13 protein-coding genes and 1 pseudogene are annotated in these 19,357 nt (G+C 42.6%); 9 read left to right on the top strand and 5 right to left on the bottom strand.

From position 1 onward, the window contains the following. Positions 1–47 precede the first annotated feature (47 nt). Positions 48–758: a ComF family protein gene (locus tag AAFH98_RS07915; protein ID WP_342522160.1), complete on the bottom strand. Its 711-nt coding sequence runs from the start codon at positions 756–758 to the stop codon at positions 48–50. A gap of 152 nt (positions 759–910) precedes the next feature. Here AAFH98_RS07915 and AAFH98_RS07910 point away from each other — a divergent pair, with 152 nt between their 5' ends. The 6 genes from AAFH98_RS07910 to AAFH98_RS07885 all read left to right on the top strand — a co-directional run bounded on the left by AAFH98_RS07910 (position 911) and on the right by AAFH98_RS07885 (position 11,121). After that, entirely contained in the window at positions 911–2,059 is a 1,149-nt protein-coding gene (locus AAFH98_RS07910; protein ID WP_342522159.1) for a helix-turn-helix domain-containing protein, read from the top strand. Positions 2,060–2,083: 24 nt separating this feature from the next. Further along, positions 2,084–4,087: an NAD-dependent DNA ligase LigA gene (gene ligA / locus AAFH98_RS07905; RefSeq protein WP_342522158.1), complete on the top strand. Its 2,004-nt coding sequence runs from the start codon at positions 2,084–2,086 to the stop codon at positions 4,085–4,087. 144 nt (positions 4,088–4,231) lie between these two features. Next, positions 4,232–6,676 carry an HD family phosphohydrolase gene (locus tag AAFH98_RS07900; protein ID WP_342522157.1) on the top strand — a complete coding sequence of 815 codons (2,445 nt, stop codon included), beginning with the start codon at positions 4,232–4,234 and terminating at the stop codon, positions 6,674–6,676. 9 nt (positions 6,677–6,685) lie between these two features. Next, the gene (gene xerD / locus AAFH98_RS07895) at positions 6,686–7,594 is read left to right on the top strand and encodes a site-specific tyrosine recombinase XerD (RefSeq protein ID WP_342522156.1); all 909 of its coding nucleotides are present in this window, start codon (positions 6,686–6,688) and stop codon (positions 7,592–7,594) included. Between the two features lie 126 nt (positions 7,595–7,720). Next, positions 7,721–8,278, top strand: a complete 558-nt coding sequence (locus AAFH98_RS07890; protein WP_342522155.1) for an ECF-type sigma factor — start codon at positions 7,721–7,723, stop codon at positions 8,276–8,278. A 23-nt stretch (positions 8,279–8,301) separates the two neighbouring features. Next, positions 8,302–11,121 carry a serine/threonine-protein kinase gene (locus AAFH98_RS07885; protein WP_342522154.1) on the top strand — a complete coding sequence of 940 codons (2,820 nt, stop codon included), beginning with the start codon at positions 8,302–8,304 and terminating at the stop codon, positions 11,119–11,121. 74 nt (positions 11,122–11,195) lie between these two features. Here AAFH98_RS07885 and AAFH98_RS07880 read toward each other — a convergent pair whose 3' ends face one another. The 3 genes from AAFH98_RS07880 to AAFH98_RS07870 form a co-directional block, all read right to left on the bottom strand. Continuing rightward, positions 11,196–12,065, bottom strand: coding sequence for a collagen-like domain-containing protein (locus AAFH98_RS07880; RefSeq protein WP_342522153.1), 870 nt, complete (start codon positions 12,063–12,065; stop codon positions 11,196–11,198). Between the two features lie 443 nt (positions 12,066–12,508). Then, entirely contained in the window at positions 12,509–13,696 is a 1,188-nt protein-coding gene (locus AAFH98_RS07875; RefSeq protein WP_342522152.1) for a DUF5050 domain-containing protein, read from the bottom strand. A gap of 211 nt (positions 13,697–13,907) precedes the next feature. After that, a complete protein-coding gene (locus AAFH98_RS07870; protein WP_342522151.1) occupies positions 13,908–15,107 on the bottom strand; it encodes a DPP IV N-terminal domain-containing protein in 1,200 nt (399 codons plus the stop codon). Between the two features lie 336 nt (positions 15,108–15,443). Between AAFH98_RS07870 and AAFH98_RS07865 the strand changes: the two are divergent. From AAFH98_RS07865 to mtnA, 3 genes and pseudogenes are all read left to right on the top strand, one after another. Continuing rightward, positions 15,444–15,584: pseudogene (locus AAFH98_RS07865) on the top strand (tyrosine-type recombinase/integrase); the annotation flags it as partial. A 439-nt stretch (positions 15,585–16,023) separates the two neighbouring features. Beyond that, positions 16,024–17,724 carry a gamma-glutamyltransferase gene (ggt, locus tag AAFH98_RS07860; RefSeq protein WP_342522150.1) on the top strand — a complete coding sequence of 567 codons (1,701 nt, stop codon included), beginning with the start codon at positions 16,024–16,026 and terminating at the stop codon, positions 17,722–17,724. 168 nt (positions 17,725–17,892) lie between these two features. Next, positions 17,893–18,951: an S-methyl-5-thioribose-1-phosphate isomerase gene (gene mtnA, locus AAFH98_RS07855; protein ID WP_342522149.1), complete on the top strand. Its 1,059-nt coding sequence runs from the start codon at positions 17,893–17,895 to the stop codon at positions 18,949–18,951. Positions 18,952–18,959: 8 nt separating this feature from the next. Here the strand turns inward: mtnA and ytxJ are convergent, their stop codons facing one another. Continuing rightward, entirely contained in the window at positions 18,960–19,346 is a 387-nt protein-coding gene (ytxJ, locus tag AAFH98_RS07850; RefSeq protein ID WP_342522148.1) for a bacillithiol system redox-active protein YtxJ, read from the bottom strand. Positions 19,347–19,357: the final 11 nt, after the last annotated feature.

The following is a 19,357-nucleotide window of genomic DNA, read 5'->3' as shown; positions in this document are numbered from 1 at the left end:
GAAAAATATCCTTCTTTTAGCAAAAAACGAATTTTCTATTTGAATAATTACGCTTGTGCAATTGTCAAAATCATTATGGGCCCAGCTCCTTCTTTGTGCAGCGTTTCGGCCAACTCAAAAGTTGTAGCGCCCGTCGTAAATACATCATCAATGATTATACAAAGCCGACCATTAATCAACGAGTGATTTTTTACCTTAAAAGCCTTCTGCATATTTTTAAGGCGTTTTTTAAGACTAAACCCCGTTTGTGAACTCGTATTTTTTGTTCGGATAATATCCGTAACACCACAAATGGGAATGGCTTGCCATATCTCTTTAAATCCTTGTGCTAATTTGAAAGCCTGATTAAACCCTCGATAGCGATATTTCAAATAATGCAACGGCACCGGCACAATTACTGCTGTATGTTGTTCAATAAGATTAACAACCGTGGGATGCGTTTTCATTCGCTGTCCCAGTTTTCTACCCAAATCTATCCCTATAGTTGTTAGCCGTTCGTATTTAAGTTGATGCAACAGATTCTGCAAATCCCCTCCTTTGTCAAAATTCCATAGGGCATGCTGTAAAACAACCTCGTTTGGCAACAAAGAATCTGATGATCGATCTTTGTTATCAGGATTCCCATCTTCGAAACGCTCATCGAGACAGAACGAGCAGATCTGGCGCTCCAACCGAGTATTTTCCCGCCCGCAGCAAACACACACGTTGGGAAATACTACCTTCTTTAAATCGTTTATAACAGAGTTAATAATATTCATAAGTCGATGCTTTATAAGTATGATCTATTACTGGCAACAATCCTTACAGAAAGGCTTTTATTTTCAGGCAAAAAATTTTTAGCAACCGCTATATTTGTTTAGATTACACGGCCTATAAACCGTCTGCCACTATTAATTCAGAAAAATTATTTATGGCATCACTCGGAAAAGACCTTGCCCACATTCGTAAAGAGCAAGAATTGAGTCTTCAAGACATCAATGAAGCGACAAAAATACCAATCCGTACGCTGCAATCGATAGAAGATGATTCTATTTTTGATGATTTCGAAAGTAACGCAACCTACATCCGCAGCTACGTCCGCAGTTATGCAAAAGCGTTATCTGTTGATGAAAAACAGATCATTTATGCACTCAACAAGGTTTCTAAAAATGATTATTCCGGCTCCTTACAAAATTACTTTACGGAGAAGCCTAAAAAATCTTTTGAATATGATGATGAAGAGGAGAAAACAGCTGCCGAGGATAGTGACCATTCAGAAGATGAAAACGAAGATATTGTTCACGATCAGTCACCCGAAGTACAACCTGAATCCCCAACACCAAAAAGCTCTGAGGATTCACAGCGTTCTTCGTCTATTGCCAGTACAACTCCTCCCGATGTAAAGTCGGTTGACTGGGTTGGAATGGGTCGGAAGTTCAAACCATTAAAATCTGTAGGATCTAAAACCTGGTTTGGCCTCTCTACCATTTTAGTTCTGATTATTATCGTTGGCGCTTTTATCTTTTTCTACGAGGGCAACCCTACTAATTCAACAACCTCCAATAATGGCAATGCTAATAACCAGCAAGAAACTCCGCCAGAAGCCGTCAGTACGGATTCATTAGAACTTAACATTGTACCATCATCTGAAGAAAAAGATACGCTCAATCAACAAGAAACTGCTTCCGTTCAAGAACTTCCAAACGAAAACCTTTCTGCATTGCCCGATACATTAACCATGGTCGTTTATGCAGCATATGGACGATTAGAACCCGTTCGCGTATATACTGATATCATGGACGACATCAACCCCTATTGGATAGAACAAGGGGAAGCTGTACGATTTAATTTTGTTAATGATATCGACCTACGCGGACAGGTAAATAATATGGTATTGTTAATGAATGGCCATCCCGTTCAAAATATACGCGAAGAATTCTATAATCCGGAAACACGAATGCTCGAGATTAACCGTACTTATTTTGAAGGTGACAGCACATGGCTTGGCTCCGCTCCCGATTCATTAGCTATCGATGCACCTCCTCCCTCAGTAATTAGGGAACGACCAACTTTTAATTAACTGCGATTTAGGTTTTTCATCAATATGAATAAGCAAGAGGCCCAACAACGCGTAGATGAACTACGGATGTTGCTGGACAAAGCCAACAAAGCATATTATCAAGATGCTCAACCATTTATTTCTGATAAAGAATTTGACGAATATCTGGCCGAATTAAATAAGCTTGAACAGAAGTTTGACCTTTCGGATCCAACATCCCCAACACAGCGCGTTGGCGGTGAACCCAGTAGTGATTTTGATACTGTTGAACATCCTATACCATTGCTAAGCCTTGATAACACTTATAATGAAGAAGAACTTAACGATTTTGATCGGCGTGTTCACGATCTGTTGGAACACGATGATTTTACCTACTTAGTAGAACTCAAGTTTGATGGGGCGGCTATTCGGCTCCGCTACGAAAACGGTACCTTAGCCTTAGGAGCTACACGTGGTGATGGTGAACGCGGTGATGACATCACACGTAATATTAAAACGATTAAGGATATTCCGTTGCAGCTTGAGGATGATTATCCCGATATCGTAGAAGTACGCGGCGAGGCCTATATGGAACGGGAAGCTTTTGTTCGTATGAATGAACACCGCGAACAGCAGGGACTTAATGCATTTGCTAATCCGCGAAATTCCACGGCTGGTTCGTTGAAGATGCAAGATCCGCGTGAAGTAGCTCGACGACCCATACGATTTTTTAGTTTTGACCTTCTAAGTGAGGGAACTGATACCAATATCACCCAATACCAAAAAATGGAGTGGCTGGAGAAGTTTGGATTACCAGTCTGTGAACATTATAAATTGTGTTCAGACATCCAGCAGGTTCACAAGCAAATTGAAGAATGGAAAGATTTGCGTCACGATCTACCTTATGAGACCGATGGCGTGGTAATAAAAGTGAACGAGGAGAAGTACCGGGAAACATTAGGAACCACCTCGAAAGCTCCTCGATGGGCTATTGCCTATAAATTTGAAGCTGAACAAGCTACCACAGTATTACAAGATATTACTCTACAAGTTGGCAGATTAGGAAAAATTACGCCTGTTGCTGAGCTTAAAGCCGTAGAACTGGCTGGTACAACCGTTAAACGAGCTTCGTTACATAACGAGGATGAAATCCACCGCAAAGATATACGCATTGGAGATCGGGTTGTCGTTGAGAAAGCCGGGGAAATTATTCCCCAAATCGTAACAGTAGTAAACCCTAACCGTAACGACCGGGGATCGCGGTTTGAAATGCCTGAGCGTTGCCCTGCCTGCAACCAGGAGTTGGTAAAATTGGGTGAAGATGTCGATTGGCGCTGCATCAACCCCGAATGTCCGCCCCAAATACGTCAACGTATTGAACATTTTGCCTCGCGCGATGCTATGGATATTGATGGTATGGGAGAAGCAGTGGTAGATCAACTTGTTACAGAAAGCCTTATTAGCAATTATGCTGATCTCTACGAACTAAAAAAAGAACAGCTTTTGCCATTGGAGCGTATGGCTGAAAAAAGTGCTCAAAACCTGATAGATGCTATCGAAGGGAGCAAGGATCAACCGTTGGATCGGGTTATTTATGCAATGGGAATACGTTTTGTGGGTAAAACAGTAGCTCGTGATCTGGCACATGGGTTTAAAACGATGGACGCCCTAATGGAAGCTGACCAAGAAGATATTGAAAACATTGAATCTATTGGTCCCAAAATTGCACAATCAGTGGTCGAGTTCTTCAGCCAAGATCATAATCGTGACATTGTAGCTAATCTTCGCAACCATGGCTTAACCTTACAGATGGAGGAAGAACAACAGGCCTCCCAAAAATTAAAAGACAAAAAGTTTGTTTTGACCGGTAGCCTACCTTCTCTTACCCGTAAAGAAGCTACCGAGCTAATTCAAAAACACGGTGGATCGACGACCTCATCAGTAAGTGGTAACACGGACTATCTTTTAGTAGGTGATTCCCCGGGCAGCAAATACGACAAAGCACAAGAACTTAATATCCCAATTATCGACCAAGCTGCTTTCCTGGAACTTATTGATGAAGAGATATAATCATTCACATACGCTTTGAAGCTATTCCAACGTTTGGTAATATGGTTGTGGGTTGGTATAATTTTGTAATCACAGTATCTTATCCAAACACATTAAAAATGTCTCGCTTTCATTGTTAGTTATAGAGACAATTGAATTTACATTATGGGTATTCTTGAAAAGTTAGGATTGGCTCCCAAAAAAAGAAGGGGTGCTCCGGTAATAGGTAAAAAAAAGAAGCAGCAGGAAGAAGCCTCAAAATTAAAATATAGCCCCTACCTAAGAGCTTTCATTCTTCTTGCATTCTTAGGTATTATCATTTTTTCTCTTCCAGAAAGTTCTTTTAAAGAACCGGTTAATTACAATATTGGGGAACCCTGGCGGGCCGATGACTTAACAGCTCCCTTTACGTTTGCCATCAAAAAAAGTAGTGAGGAACTGGAAAAAGAACGGGAAACCATTCGTGAAACAACACCTCCTATCTTTCATAAACAGCCGGGAGTGCAAATCGATATTCAATCCAGCATCGACTCATTATTCAGCAACCTATCCCAAATAAAAACGGGATACAACCAATGGCAGGAATCGAAAGAAAATAATGCCAACAATGTTCAGCGTGATAGCCTGCGATATGTTGAACTGAAAAACCAATCGCCAATTCGCTTATCGGATTCTGTTTGGCAAATTCTGATGGAAAATTATGAATCCCTTTCTACCCAAGATGGTCAGACAAATTCCGGCGGCAATGAGTTTGCGGAAGTAAATCTTAAAGAAGAGCTGGAAAAGATCATTGGCGAAGTCCTTAATGATGGCGTAACCAATACTCCGAAATCTGAGTTATCGAATGATGAAATCACCGTCCGTGACCTCAAAGAACGTACTGAGCAGACTCAAAATCTGGTTAATGTACGTGATATACCGGAAGCCAGAGAGTTTGCGCAATATCGACTTTCACGCAATTTTTATGATGAAATAGCTAAAGCAGGCAGTGAAATATTCACTCAGGTTATTGAGCCGAACCTAATCTTAAATAAAGAAGAAACACAGGCCAGAGTTAAGGACGCACTTGACGAAATCTCGACTTCAAAAGGTGCCGTCGCGCAGGGACAGGTCATTATCCGTCGCGGCGATATTGTAACAGAGGATAAATATAATATGTTACAGAGTTTAGCTGAGGCACGAGCCCAAAATGCCAGCACTCTGGAACGATGGCTACGATACGGTGGGGACATCATAGCAGTTGTTGCAATACTAACTATTTTCTTCTTTTACCTCTATCTCTACCGCCGGTATATTTATATCAATAATTCCATGCTGACCCTCGTCCTCATCGCCTTTTCGCTGGTGATTATCAGCAGTTCTATCGTGTTTCACTTCGATAACATCTCCCCTTATATCGTGCCGGTAGCTATTGCCCCTATAATTCTGACTATCATTTTTGATTCACGGGTAGGATTGTTATCCACCATCACGCTGGCATTACTTACAGGGTTAATAAATGGTAATAATTTTGAATATGTCACTGCTACAACCGTAGCCTGCAGTCTGGGCTTATTCTCGGTACGTGATATTAAAAAACGATCTCAATTTTTCTTTACTACACCCGGTATTGTCTTCGGGGCGTACCTTGTTGTAGTGCTGGGCTTTAATATGACTACTTTTGACAGCTGGGGAGGACTGGGAAGCGAGGTATTATATATCGGTTTCAACGCTATTTTCATCCTATTTACCTACCCCCTGATCTTGCTCTTTGAAAAATCATTTAACGTAACCACAGATTTTTCCCTTTTAGAATTAAGTGATACCAACCTGCCACTTCTAAAGAAATTAATGACCAAAGCCCCCGGAACTTTTCATCACAGCCTGCAAGTCTCAAACTTGGCGGAGGCAGCAGCAGGAGCTATTCGTGCCAATGGATTGCTCTGTCGAGTTGGTGGACTCTATCACGATATTGGCAAAATGGAAAACCCAGGATACTTCACAGAAAATCAAACCGAGAGTAATGAACATGATAAGCTAAAGCCACGAATGAGTGCATTGGTTATTAAAGCTCATGTTTCTAACGGGGTTAAAATGGCCGAAGAGCACGGTCTCCCCGATGTTATCATCGACTTTATTAAAACTCACCACGGTGATTCACTTATTAAATTTTTCTGGGAAAAAGCTAAAGAACAGGCCGATACCAGCAAAAAAGAGATAAAAGAAAAAGATTTTCGATACGATGGCCCCCTGCCTCAAACCAAAGAAACAGGTATTTTGCTTCTTGCTGATTGTATCGAGGCATCATCTCGGGCTATGAAAGATCCCAACTACCAAAAGTTGGAAAACCTCATTGATAAGATGGTCGATGACCGGGTGAACGAAGGACAACTTAGCAAAACTCCACTTACCTTCCAGGATATACGCACGATAAAAGAGACCTTTCTGAACATTTTAGTGGGAATCTACCACAGCCGTGTTGAATATCCCGATGATGAGACAGAATCAGAACAGGAAGATCGAGAGGAGAAGAAAAAACAGATTGAGGAATTTAAGGAATCTGAAGAAATGCCTGACCATCCTGATTCTCCCAAAAAACCGCCGCGGGTTGACGAATACTATAATTCCTAAGCCGTTATCATGAAGTTTCAGCAAGAACTAAAGCGGTACCTCCAGTTTGTAAAGCTGGAGAAAAGTCTTTCTGAAAACTCCGTTGTATCGTACGAGAATGATCTGGAACGATACCTGCGATTTATTGCCAATGATTTACAAATTTCTGATCTGGCAGGTGTTGAGCTACGACACATTGAAGATTACCTGGAAGAACTAACAGCCTTGGATTTATCGGTGAGTTCTGTTGCTCGCAATATTTCAAGCATCCGGGGATTTCATGAATTTGCCGTTGTTGAAGGCATGGCCGAGGCCAATCCCGCAGAACTCATTGACTTACCTAAACAAACTAAGAACCTGCCCGAGGTTTTAAATCCCGATGAAGTTGCTTCGATCTTAGACATTCCAAACCGAGAAACAGATGCCGGTATTCGGAATGCCGCCATCTTAGAAACGCTCTACGCTACAGGAATGCGTGTCAGCGAACTTACGGGCCTCGAAGTTGATAACCTTATATTTGAAATTGGATTTATTCGAGTGCTCGGTAAAGGAAATAAAGAACGTTTAGTGCCAGTTGGCGAAGTGGCTCAATCTGCCTTAGAACACTATATTGAGATTGTTCGTCCTAAATTTCAAAGTGACAAGAATCCCCAAAAGGCCGAGAACAAAGTGTTTTTGAGTCAACGTGGCAATCCCCTGTCACGGATGAGTATCTGGAATATTGTTAATGACGCCGCCGAGCGAGCAGGCATCGAAAAGAATGTGTATCCCCATATTTTTCGCCACTCTTTTGCTACTCATCTTTTGGAAGGTGGAGCCGACCTGCGGGCTGTACAAGAGATGCTGGGCCATGCCTCTATCAACACCACCGAAATCTATACCCATGTAGATCGATCACTGTTGCATCAGGTGCATAAAGAATTTCATCCACGGGCATAAAATAGTAGAACTATACGAGTGCTGTTATAATCATTATGAGTGGAGAAGTTTCTTACACTTCTGTTTATTGCATAAAGTAAACATTTGTGTAAGAATATCATTTACAACCTTTTCAGCTCTACCTTCGTGGCACAAAAGAATATTACCCAACTGTTAATAGACTTGCGAACTGCCGGTGATGATGCGTATAATGAGCTTTTTCCACTTATTTATGAGGAGCTTAAACGACTTGCCTACTCCAAACTCCAGCGAGAGAATGATGAGATTACCTTAAGCGAAACTGAACTGGTGCATGAGGTTTACCTTAAAATGATCGATCAAACAAAGATCAAAGCCCGTGATAAAAATCATTTTATGGCAATTTCTGCACGTTGTATGAGGCAAATTCTGATTGACCATGCCCGAAAAAAGAAAGCGGAAAAGCGTGGGGGTGATAAAAAAGACGTGACATATATTGATGAACTTCTCAAACAACGGCACAAAACTGAAGAGCTAATCAATCTTGATAATGAACTGAATAAGTTGGCAGAACTTGACCAGCGAATGGCTGACATTGTGATACTCCGTTTTTTTGGACAAATGACGGTATCCGCCACAGCAGAAGCTCTGGGCATATCAGAACGAACGGTTAAAAGAGACTGGGCAAAAGCGCGAGGATGGCTTTATAAAGAATTAAAAGGGTAATTTTAAAAGGCTTCACTACTTTTATGGAGCAACATCAATGGGAAAAAGTCAACAAAATTGTTGATACAGCTCTTGAACTTGACGAAAAAGAGAGAGCCACTTACATCGAGGAAAGTTGTAAAAATGATAAAAAACTAAAGCGGCATGTAACCCAACTTCTTGCCGCTATTGAACAATCAGAAACGGAAGATTTTCTAGCAACTCCTGGTACCTATATCGATAGTATTGTTGATGAATCATCAGAGGCAGATACCCCCACTGCCTCCTCCATGGTTGGCCAACAAGTAGGTAATTACCACCTTGATGAACTTATTGACCATGGCGGAATGGGATCTGTTTTTAAAGGTAAACGCGCCGATGAAGCCTATAAAAAAGAAGTAGCCATTAAGATATTACGGCGTGGCATGGATACCCCTTCCAATATTGCCCGGTTTAAACGGGAACGAAATATCTTAGCAAATCTGGAACATCCGAACGTTGCTCGCCTACTGGATGGAGGCCTTACGGAAGAGGGCTTGCCCTACTTGGTCATGGAATATGTCGATGGTACTCCCCTACTGGAATACTGTAACCAACATAATCTACCCATTGAAGAACGGTTAAAACTGTTTGAACAGGTGTGCTTTGCTGTTCAACATGCCCATCAAAATGCCATTATTCATCGCGATCTAAAGCCTTCTAATATATTGATTAATAAAGAAGGAAAGGTAAAAGTTCTGGATTTTGGTATTGCAAAACTTATAGAAGCCGAAAGTACGGAGGGACTAAACTTTCAAACTCGCACTGGGGCTCGCATGCTAACAATAGGATATTCGGCCCCCGAACAGTTAGAAGGTCAACCCGTAACTACAGCTACCGATTCCTATGTGCTCGGAATCTTGTTATTTGAGCTATTGGCCGGTATTCATCCATTTGAGATGGATGGTAAAAATTTGATGGAATTTGAAAAGCAGGTGCGGAAAAAGCGCCCCCAAAAACCTTCCGATAAATATACGAAGCTGTCTACGAGTGGAAAGCAACAAATTGCTAATGACCGTAATACCACTGAAGCTAAGTTATTTAATCTACTGAAAGGTGACCTCGATGCCATTGTGATAAAAGCCCTGCGTAAAGAACCAGGCCATCGTTATAGCTCTGCCGAACAACTGCTGGAAGACCTTAACAGGCGTAAAGCCAATCTACCAATCATTGCCCGGAAAGATACATTCCGCTATAATGCATCCAAATTTTGGAGGCGTCATAAAACCAGGCTTTCCGTAGCAGCAGGGTTTTTGTTGATGATAGTCGGACTTACAGCCTTCTATACTTGGCAAATTGCTCAAGAAAGAAATAAGGCCCAATTGGAAGCTCAAAAAGCCCAAGAAGTGAGCAATTTTCTTACGGATATGTTCCGGGCCAGTAATCCCAATTATAATCCCCGGGATACTGTTACCGCTGCCACGTTCTTAAAACGAGGAGAAAAACGTATTGATCAGCTCGAAAATCAACCGGAAGTGCAAGCTCAGCTGCTTGAAGTAATGGGACGAGCATATACCGAGATTGGACAATTTGATAAAGCCAATCCCCTGCTACAGAAAAGTTTCCAACTTCGAAAAACATATCAGGGAACTACAAGTATCGCGTATTCACAGAGTCTTGACGCATTCGTCGTTTTTCAGCGACTGAAAGGAAATTTTGCGGAAGCAGAATCGCTTACCCGTGAATCTATTTCTATCATAAGAAACAATCATCCTAATAATAAAAAGCTTCTTTCAAATGGGTTGAATGAGCTTGGCTTAATACTTGACCAACGGGGTAAATATGAAGAAGCTGACTCGGTTTATAAGACTGTTCTCCAGATACAACAACAGCTTTATGAATCCAACCACCCCAAACTTGCCCATACTTATAATAATAGGGCCGGAGCGCTACGAAAACTTGGTAACTATGAAAAAGCAGAACCCCTTTATCGAAGAGCATTGATTATTTGGAAGAATACATATGGAGACATCCACCCAAGTACAGCAATGGGTTATCACGATCTTGCCTTAATATTAAATCAGCGAGGGGAACTTAAAAAAGCAGACTCTCTTTATCATAAAGGGTTAGCGATTGATAAAAAGCTGTATGAACCCCCGAACAGACATATTGCCCAGTCATACAATAATATCGGCATCTTTTATGGTCAACAAGGCCGTTACCAAGAAGCCAAACCTTATTTAACCAAAGCAGTAGCTATGCGCCGCAAACTGTTTTCAGAATTCCATCCAAAACTTGCGGAAAGTCTTAATAACCTGAGCCGACTTTATATCGAGCTGGAAAACTATCAGAAAGCTCATCCTTATCTTAAAGAAGCGCTTAACATTGATCGCAAAAATTTTGGAGAGAAACACCCGTATGTAGCTGGTGACCTCGCAAACTTAGCACGTATTGAAAAAGAAAATGGGTCACTGCATTTAGCTGAAAAGCATTTACGGAAATCCTTGTCGATTTTTAAAGCTACTTTACCTTCTGATCATCGAAAAATAGCGGATATTCTTACAGAACTTGGAGATCTACTCGTTGTTCAGAACAACCTAAATGAAGCGATCTCTTTATTACAAGAAGCCATAACAATTAAAAATAAATCCTATGATGACAGGAGCTGGCAAATTGCCTATAGCAAATCAATCTTAGGAAAAGCCCTTACAAAAAACACCGAATATCAAAAGGCGGAACCCTATTTAACAGAAGCATACAAGACGCTAAAAGAAGAACGCGGTTCGTCTGATCATTTTACTACACAAGCCAGAAATAATGTAATAAAACTCTACAAAGCCTGGAATAAGCCAAAAATGGCCAAAAAGTATTCTTCGACTAAGTAAAACCTTTGATAAACTAAAACCTGCCAAGCCAGAAAACCTGGCAGGCCAATCTGTTTAACTTTTAATCAAATAGTTTACTGGTAGAAGCCATAATAGTCGGCTACAGCTTTGTAATCGGAGGTATCTAATCCACCAGGAATTAACATCCCGGTATCTGCAACCTTTGTATTATCTTGCGTGTTATTCGCCTCTGTACGAATCATCTCAATTTGGTCATATGGTATGCCTGTTTGGTTGGGCTCTGTATTTATACGAAAATAAACATTCCCATTAACGAAATTATGCTCAACAGAATACCTGATATTTCGAGCACGTCCCGGAATGGAGTAATATATTTGATTATTACTTCCAGTCTCATACATCAGATATACAGACCAAGAACTCTGTTTCATTTCTGTTTCTGTTAAATCAGTAAATACAGCCACGAATTGTGGATCTGTACTAAAATCATGCCCCGGAAAAATATACCGCGTAACATTTGCATTCCCGTCGGCTCCCTTCAGGTTAATCGGTGATCCCCACCCCTGATCCGTTTTAGGACCGTACATATCATAGTTAGACTTATCCAAGTAAAAATCGCCATTAGCTCCCAGGGAAGAAGCAGGGGCCCCTGTCCCAGCGTGAATCTGACTACCGTCTTCACCATCTTGCCCATCTTGGCCCATCAATACTATAATCGGATTTCCCCATCCGTTATCATCTTTGGGGCCATACATTTCACCGGTATTGGTATCCAAATAGTAATCACCACTACTACCGATACTACTTGCTGGCACTCCCGTACCAGAATAGATCATGCTTCCGTCATCGCCGGCCGGACCTACCGGGCCTTGTGAGCCTTCAGAACCTTGTGGACCCTGTTCCCCCACCGGGCCTTCGCATCCCATAAATAGAGGCAAAACTGCGATCAAAAATAATGTCAACACTCGTGATAATTCTCTCATAACTGTATATAGGGTTTGTTCATATTTGCTCTTATATCGTAAATACGTAAAGAAAGAACGAAAGAGCCCATATAAATAAAGTCCACGACATTTTGGGTCTCCCGACTCACGATAATATGTAACAGGATCTACACCTGTATTACATAAAAATGGCCCTACCTAATAAGACAGGGCCATTACTACAATAACTGTGCTAACGTATATTATTCACTATAAAATCCGCAATGCTCAGCTACAGCTTGATAAATAAGATGTGTCAAGATCCTCCCGAAGGTGCCTTTGGTTTCGCCTTGGGCAGATTCTGATTATTGTTCGCTCTGACCTAAACAAACTCTATCCTATCGTAGGCTTCGCCCACCGCACTTTGATTGCAGCCAAGCACAAATAAAAAGCCCACAGCAGAACAATTTGCTGTGGGCCTAAAAAGTTCATTGATTATAAGATTATTTTACCGGGCTCCAGAACGGGTGAAGATCCCCTGCAGTGTTGACCGTTAGATTGACGGCGCCCGTGCCATCAGTATTAATAATATATACTTCTTCATTTCCATCCCGATCGCTTTGAAAAGTAAGTTTGCTGCCGTCGGGCGACCATGAAGGAAAAACATCACTACCGGAGTTATTGGTCACCCGCTGGGGATTGCTTCCATCTGTATTTATCACATATATCTCTTCGTTCCCATCCCTTCCACTTACAAAGACAATCTGGGATCCATCCGGACTGTAGTTTGGTACCCCATCCCATGTAGTGTTATCGGTTAGTTTTTGCAGGGCCGTCCCTTCGGTATTCACCGAATAAATCTCATAGTCGCCATCGGCATCCCGATTACTATGAAACGCAATATGATTACCATCGGGAGACCATCCACCGGCAATATCACTCGAGCTCGAATTATTTGTCAGGTTAGTTTGATTACTTCCATCAGCGTCCATGATATATATCTCATTATCACCATCGCGATCGCTGGTGAATACGATCTGACTGCCGTCTGGCGACCAGCGGGGAAACAAGTCATCCCCTGAAGAACTGGTGAGTTGGGTGCGACCGGAGCCGTCGGCGTTAATTGCATATATATTTCCCTCTGATTGATCAGTGTAGGCAATTTTGGTCCCGTCAGGAGATACCGAAGGATAGTATTCCGTTTGTGCATTATTGGTTATCCGCTCCTGGCCCGTACCATCCGGGTTGGTCACGTACAGATCGGGATTAGTATTTCGTCCGCTGATAAAGACGATCTGCTTGGTTAATACCGCCTCGCAACTAATATCGAAACTGGTAGTCGTTGTATTCTCCGCGGAAATATCTACTTGCTGAGGATTATCCCCGTCCACCGAGCAGTTGTCGGCGATCCCCGATAGTTCCGGATCGTAACTGCCCTCCTCAAGGTCTTCGATCGTTATCGTTTCGTCGGTCCCTATGGAATGATCAGATCCGTCCACAGTAACAGTGTACCCGTCGGAATCCACGTCCGAACCACTGGTACTCGTCGTCACTTCCAGGGTCCCCGTTGTGGGCTCTTCGGGCTCAGGTTCTGGATCAGGGTCGGGCTCGGTACCCGTGCTGTTATCACTGCACGAAATGACCAACCCCATTAACAAAAGTGGTAGTAATGTTCGTAGTAGTTTTCTCATAATGATAGTTTTTAATTTAAGATGATGATTAGTAATCCCCTCAAAATGTTATTGCGTAACATGCCTGATCACATTATTGAAAAGATTTTAGGTTGTATCGTTTGATATACCACACAGCAACATGCGTAACGGTGAGCGAAATAAGGACAAATAAAAAAAACCCGCAGCAGCCTTTCAGCCACTGCGAGTCGAAGGAATAAAAGCTATGACTCTATTCGACCGGGCTCCAGAAGGGATGGGCATCTGTATCAGAATGAACGGTAAGGTTTGTGGCCCCGGTTCCGTCGGGATTAATCACGTAAACCTCCGCATTGCCATCCCGATCGCTATGGAAGGTCAGGCGGCTCCCGTCCGGCGACCAAGAAGGAATGTTATCAAGCGCTGGGTTATTGGTTACCCGCTGCGGATTACTACCGTCAGTGTCCATCACATAGATCTCATTGTTCCCATCCCGCTGACTTGCAAACGCAATTTGCGAACCATCCGGACTGTATATCGGCGCATTGTCTGGGTCGGTATTATCTGTTAGTTTTTTCAGGGCGGTCCCTTCGGTATTGACCGTATATATTTCAGGATCATTGTCGGCATCCCGGTCACTTACAAACGCAATGCGATCACCGTCGGGCGACCAAGTGCCAAAATAATCCTCAGAGCCTGAGTTGTTTGTCAAATTTGTTTGGTCACTGCCGTCCGCATTCATGATATATACCTCTTGATCCCCGTCGCGAGTCGTTGTGAATGCGATTTGACTGCCATCGGGCGACCAGCGAGGGGCTGCATCTGTTTCAGATGAGGTAGTTAATTGCGTGGGATCAGAACCATCGGCATTCGCGACATAAATATTGGCGCCGGCACCTAATCCATCTGAATATGCAATCTTTGTACCATCGGGAGAAACAGCAGGTAAGACTTCAGATTTTGTATTATTGGTCAGCCTTTCCTGGCCGGTGCCGTCAGGGTTAGTCACATACAACTCGCCGTCGGCATTATCCCGGTCGCTGTAAAATACGATTTGATTCTTCAGCACCGTCTCACAGGTTACATCAAAGCTGGCAGAACTCGTCTCTTCAGCCGTAATATCCACGCTCTGCGGGTTATCCCCGTCCACCGAGCAGTTGTCGGCAATGCCCGAAAGTTCCGCATTGTAGCTGCCCTCTTCAAGGTCTTCCACGGTGACCGTCTCGTCGGTGCCAATAGAATAATCGGAATTGTCAACGGTAAGGGTGTAGCCATCAGAGTCAAGGTCGTCTCCTTCCGTGCTGGTCGTAACTTCAAGCGTACCCGTGGTTACTTCTTCTTCCGATTCCGGATCAGGCTCCGGTTCAGGCTCGGTGCCCGTGCTGTTGTCGCTGCACGAAATCACCAAGCCTATTAACAAAAGTGGTAGTAGCATTTGTAGTAGTTTTCTCATAATGATAGTCTTTTATTTAAGATGATAATTCGTAAGCCTCCCAGGGGATTCCTTTCTAAATCCCCGATCCCATTCGTTGAGAATGGTTTGATGTTATATAGTATGATCTTTTCGCAGAGAAGAGCTATTCTATCTGCAATAGTTATCATACTATCAAGCTTATTACATGGCATTATGCGTAACAATTAGCAGAATGGGGCCAAATAAAAAAACCGTAAAGACGATACATCATCTGCGGACAAATGAATTAATAGAATGACAGCTAACTACTAACTGTTAGGAGCGATACATTCCAACCTCACTCCATCAATCTACATATTTTCGCTACTCTGGCCGTATCTGTTAGAAGGCAGAGCGAACTTGCGGGCCGTACAGGAGATGCTCGGCCATGCCTCTATTAATACCACCGAAATCTATACCCATGTAGATCGATCCTTGTTACATCAAGTACATAAAGAATTTCATCCACGGGCATAACATCTACATCTCACCGTATCAGAGATGAAGCTAATCCACAAAGGGTTTCTTAAAATGGTGGATCACATGTAGATCGAAGCCAATGATAAAAATCACGACCATAGTCCAAGAACTATGGGAAAGGATAAATAATATTGTTGATAACGCTCTTTATTTGGAGGGAGAAAAACACAAAACCCAGATTTATATTAATCTGGGGAATGGTATCAAATATATAGCCAATTAAAACAGGGATTCCTTACAAAGCCCAAAATACTTTCAAAAGCCTATCGTACTATCTTGACCAATTTTTTGGGCATACACTACATAAACCCAAAAGTGAAATCTTATTTAGATTAATTACCGGAAGCATGAATAGAAAAATAACAAATCAGGTGAATCCTACCCGATATTTCTTATATTTGCATGCTCCTTAAGATTAATATACAGATATATGGCCATGCGTATCATTCTGCAATTTCTATTTGCTCTACTCATAATCATTGGCACTCAAACTGAGCAAGTTTTTTCCCAAACCGGCTGGGCCAAATCATACGAAAATGCCGTTGTCGTCTCTGCCGAAAAACATGCTTCGCAAATCGGTAAAAAAATATTGCAACAGGGGGGCAATGCTGTTGATGCAGCTGTTGCCGTACAGTTCGCCTTAGCCGTAACTGAGCCCCGTGCCGGAAATATTGGGGGCGGTGGCTTTATGGTTTTGCATCTTGAAGACGGCACTTCAAAAGCACTCGATTTTCGGGAACGTGCCCCCGAACGCGCCACAAAAGATATGTTTATTAAAAACGGAGAATACCAATCCGATTTAAGTCGCCGATCAGCACTCGCCTCGGGTGTACCCGGAGTTGTGGATGGAATGATTAAAGCTCTCGAGCGATATGGAAACTTGCCGCTCGAAACAGTAATAGAACCGGCCATTAAACTGGCAGAAGACGGATTTCCCCTTAGCTGGAAACAAGCACAAGATCTAAATTACTACGCAGACAAATTTCAGAAATATCGCACCTCACGCCGATATTTTACCAAACGTGATAAAACCCCCTATCAAGAAGGAGATCTCTTTGTGCAAGAAGATCTGGCTGCTACCTTAGATCGCATCGCACGTATGGGACGTGATGGGTTTTACTCCGGACTTACGGCCGATCGCATTGTCAATACGATGGAAGAACTTGGAGGTATTATCAACTATCGTGATCTTAAAAACTACGAAAGCAAATGGCGTGATCCTGTGTCGGTTACCTACAATGGATATAACCTTCATATCATGCCTCCCCCCAGTAGCGGCAGTATCGCAATCGCTCAAATGCTTACGATGCTCGAAAATTATGACCTCAAAAAATTGGGATTCAACTCTGCCGAATATGTTCATTTAGTGACCGAAGTTATGCGACGCGCTTTTGCAGATCGAGCTCATTTTCTCGGTGATCCGGACTTCGTGAATATCCCAAAGCCAGAATTGTTATCCGAAACATATAATGATCATCGAATGACAAGCTTTAAGTCTGATACTATTACCAGCAGTGATAATATTTCGCACGGTGATCCAATTTCGATTGAGGAATCAACTGAGACAACTCATTATTCCATTGTAGATGAACAAGGAAATGCGGTAGCTGTTACCACGACCCTTAATGGCTCTTTTGGAAATAAAATTGCCGTCGATGGAGCAGGCTTTTTGCTTAACAATGAAATGGATGACTTTACGGCTCAACCCGGCGAACCCAATATGTTTGGACTAATTCAGGGCAAAGCCAACGCCGTAGCTCCCAAAAAACGGATGCTCAGCAGCATGTCCCCCACGATTGTTACAAAAAATGATTCTACCAGGATGGTATTGGGAGCCGCTGGCGGACCTATGATTATAACAGCAACCTTCCATAATTTTCTTAATATGGCCGTTTTTGGGATGGATCCTCAAAAAGCTAATTCTGCACCTCGCTTTCATCACCAATGGATGCCAGACAAACTGTATTACGAAGAATTTGGCCTAAGTCCCGATACCCGACATAAATTACAGAAAATGGGTCACCAACTTGAAGTCAGGGGAAGCATTGGACGGACACACAATATTCTTGTGGATGACGAGGGCTTAAAGTTTGGCTCTCCCGATCCGCGCGGCGATGGCTCTGCACAGGGATATTAATCTAAATGAGACAAAAATATATTGATTGGTCTTTTATTTAGTTACAACACTATGCACTGCAACCAAATCACTTATCAGCGAAGTGCAACATAATGAAGGTTGTAAAATCCCGCATCTTTTATCATAATCATTAGCTGATAAGCTCCCCAAAATGAAATCTTGACTGTTATGAATAATGATATTGACGCGGCTGTACAATCTATTGAATGGCGGGAAGATCATGTTCGCATTTTAGATCAAACCTATCTGCCCGGCCGGGAAGTCTATAGCGACATTCGCGATGTTGGGCGTATGTGGGAAGCAATAAAAAAACTCCGCATTCGCGGGGCACCCGCCATTGGTATTGCTGCTGCCTACGGTATGTATTTGGGAATTAAAGAACTCCCCGAAAATGCTTTTGAAAGCTTTATCGTTGAGGTAAACCGAGTGGCAGAGTATTTAGAGGGAGCACACCCTACCGCCACCAACCTTGAATGGGCTACGAATCGCATCAAATCCACTATTCGAGCACATAAAGGTAAAGAGATCAGTGAGATAAAAAAGATAGTATTACAAACAGCGAAAACAATCCACGATGAAGACAAACGCATCTGTAAAAAGATTGGCGAACATGGCGGGGATTTGATCCCTAAAGATGCACAAGTGCTAACACACTGTAATACCGGAAGCCTGGCGACCGGAAAATATGGTACCGCTCTTTCAGCAATATTTCACGCGCATGAGCAGGGCAAAAAACCGTTTGTGTGGGTAGATGAAACGCGTCCCCTGCTGCAAGGCTCACGCCTTACGGCCTGGGAACTGATGAATGCAGAAATCCCAATGAAAATTATCACAGATTCGGCTGCCGGATCGCTTATGCAGCGCGACGAAGTAGATATGATCATCGTTGGGGCAGATAGAGTCGCAGCCAACGGTGATGTGGCAAACCAAATAGGCACTTATCCCTTAGCTGTCTTGGCTCAAGAAAATAATGTCCCCTTTTATGTAGCTGCTCCGCTTTCAACTGTTGACATGGATATTGACCAAGGCGATGATATTCCGTTAGTAGAGCGCGACCAAGAAGAAATTCTCAATTACAGCGACTCGCAGGTAGCTCCTAAAAAAGCTGAAGCCTATAATCCCACGTTCGATATTACTCCCAATTCATATATCACTGGCATCGTAACCGAAGAAGGAACAGTCGAACCACCTTTTGATGAAGGGTTCAGAAATATTTTTGAGGATTAAGAAAGCTTTTATCCCAGATGGTCTAACAACTCTTCAGCATTAATACTCCCATGCGATCCATGCCACACCGCCTCCCCATCATCAACCAAAATAACTTGGGGCGACTCATGGCGAATATCCAGAGCTGAAGCAATTTCATTTGAAGCCTCTCGGCTGTTTACCACATTTACAAAATGCATATCAGCGTGCTGCAGAATTTTTTCTGAGGCTTGTTCCAAAGTCCCCTTGGCCACAAAGCAGACACTGCAGCGGTGGCTGTGTTTATAAATAAGCTGTGGCTTTTCTTTTGATGCTTCAATAATTGGTGCTACTTGGGAGGAATCTGAAATCGCCGCCCAAATATCACTCGTATCTTCACCAGAAAATGCATTCTTTACTGAATCAAAAAGTCCCATAAATATTCTTT

This window comes from Fodinibius sp. Rm-B-1B1-1 (assembly GCF_038594945.1).
GTDB classification, from domain to species: Bacteria; Bacteroidota; Rhodothermia; order Balneolales; family Balneolaceae; genus Fodinibius; species Fodinibius alkaliphilus.
Note: the sequence above shows the minus strand (reverse complement) of the source record. Positions and strands in the feature narration are given on the sequence as shown.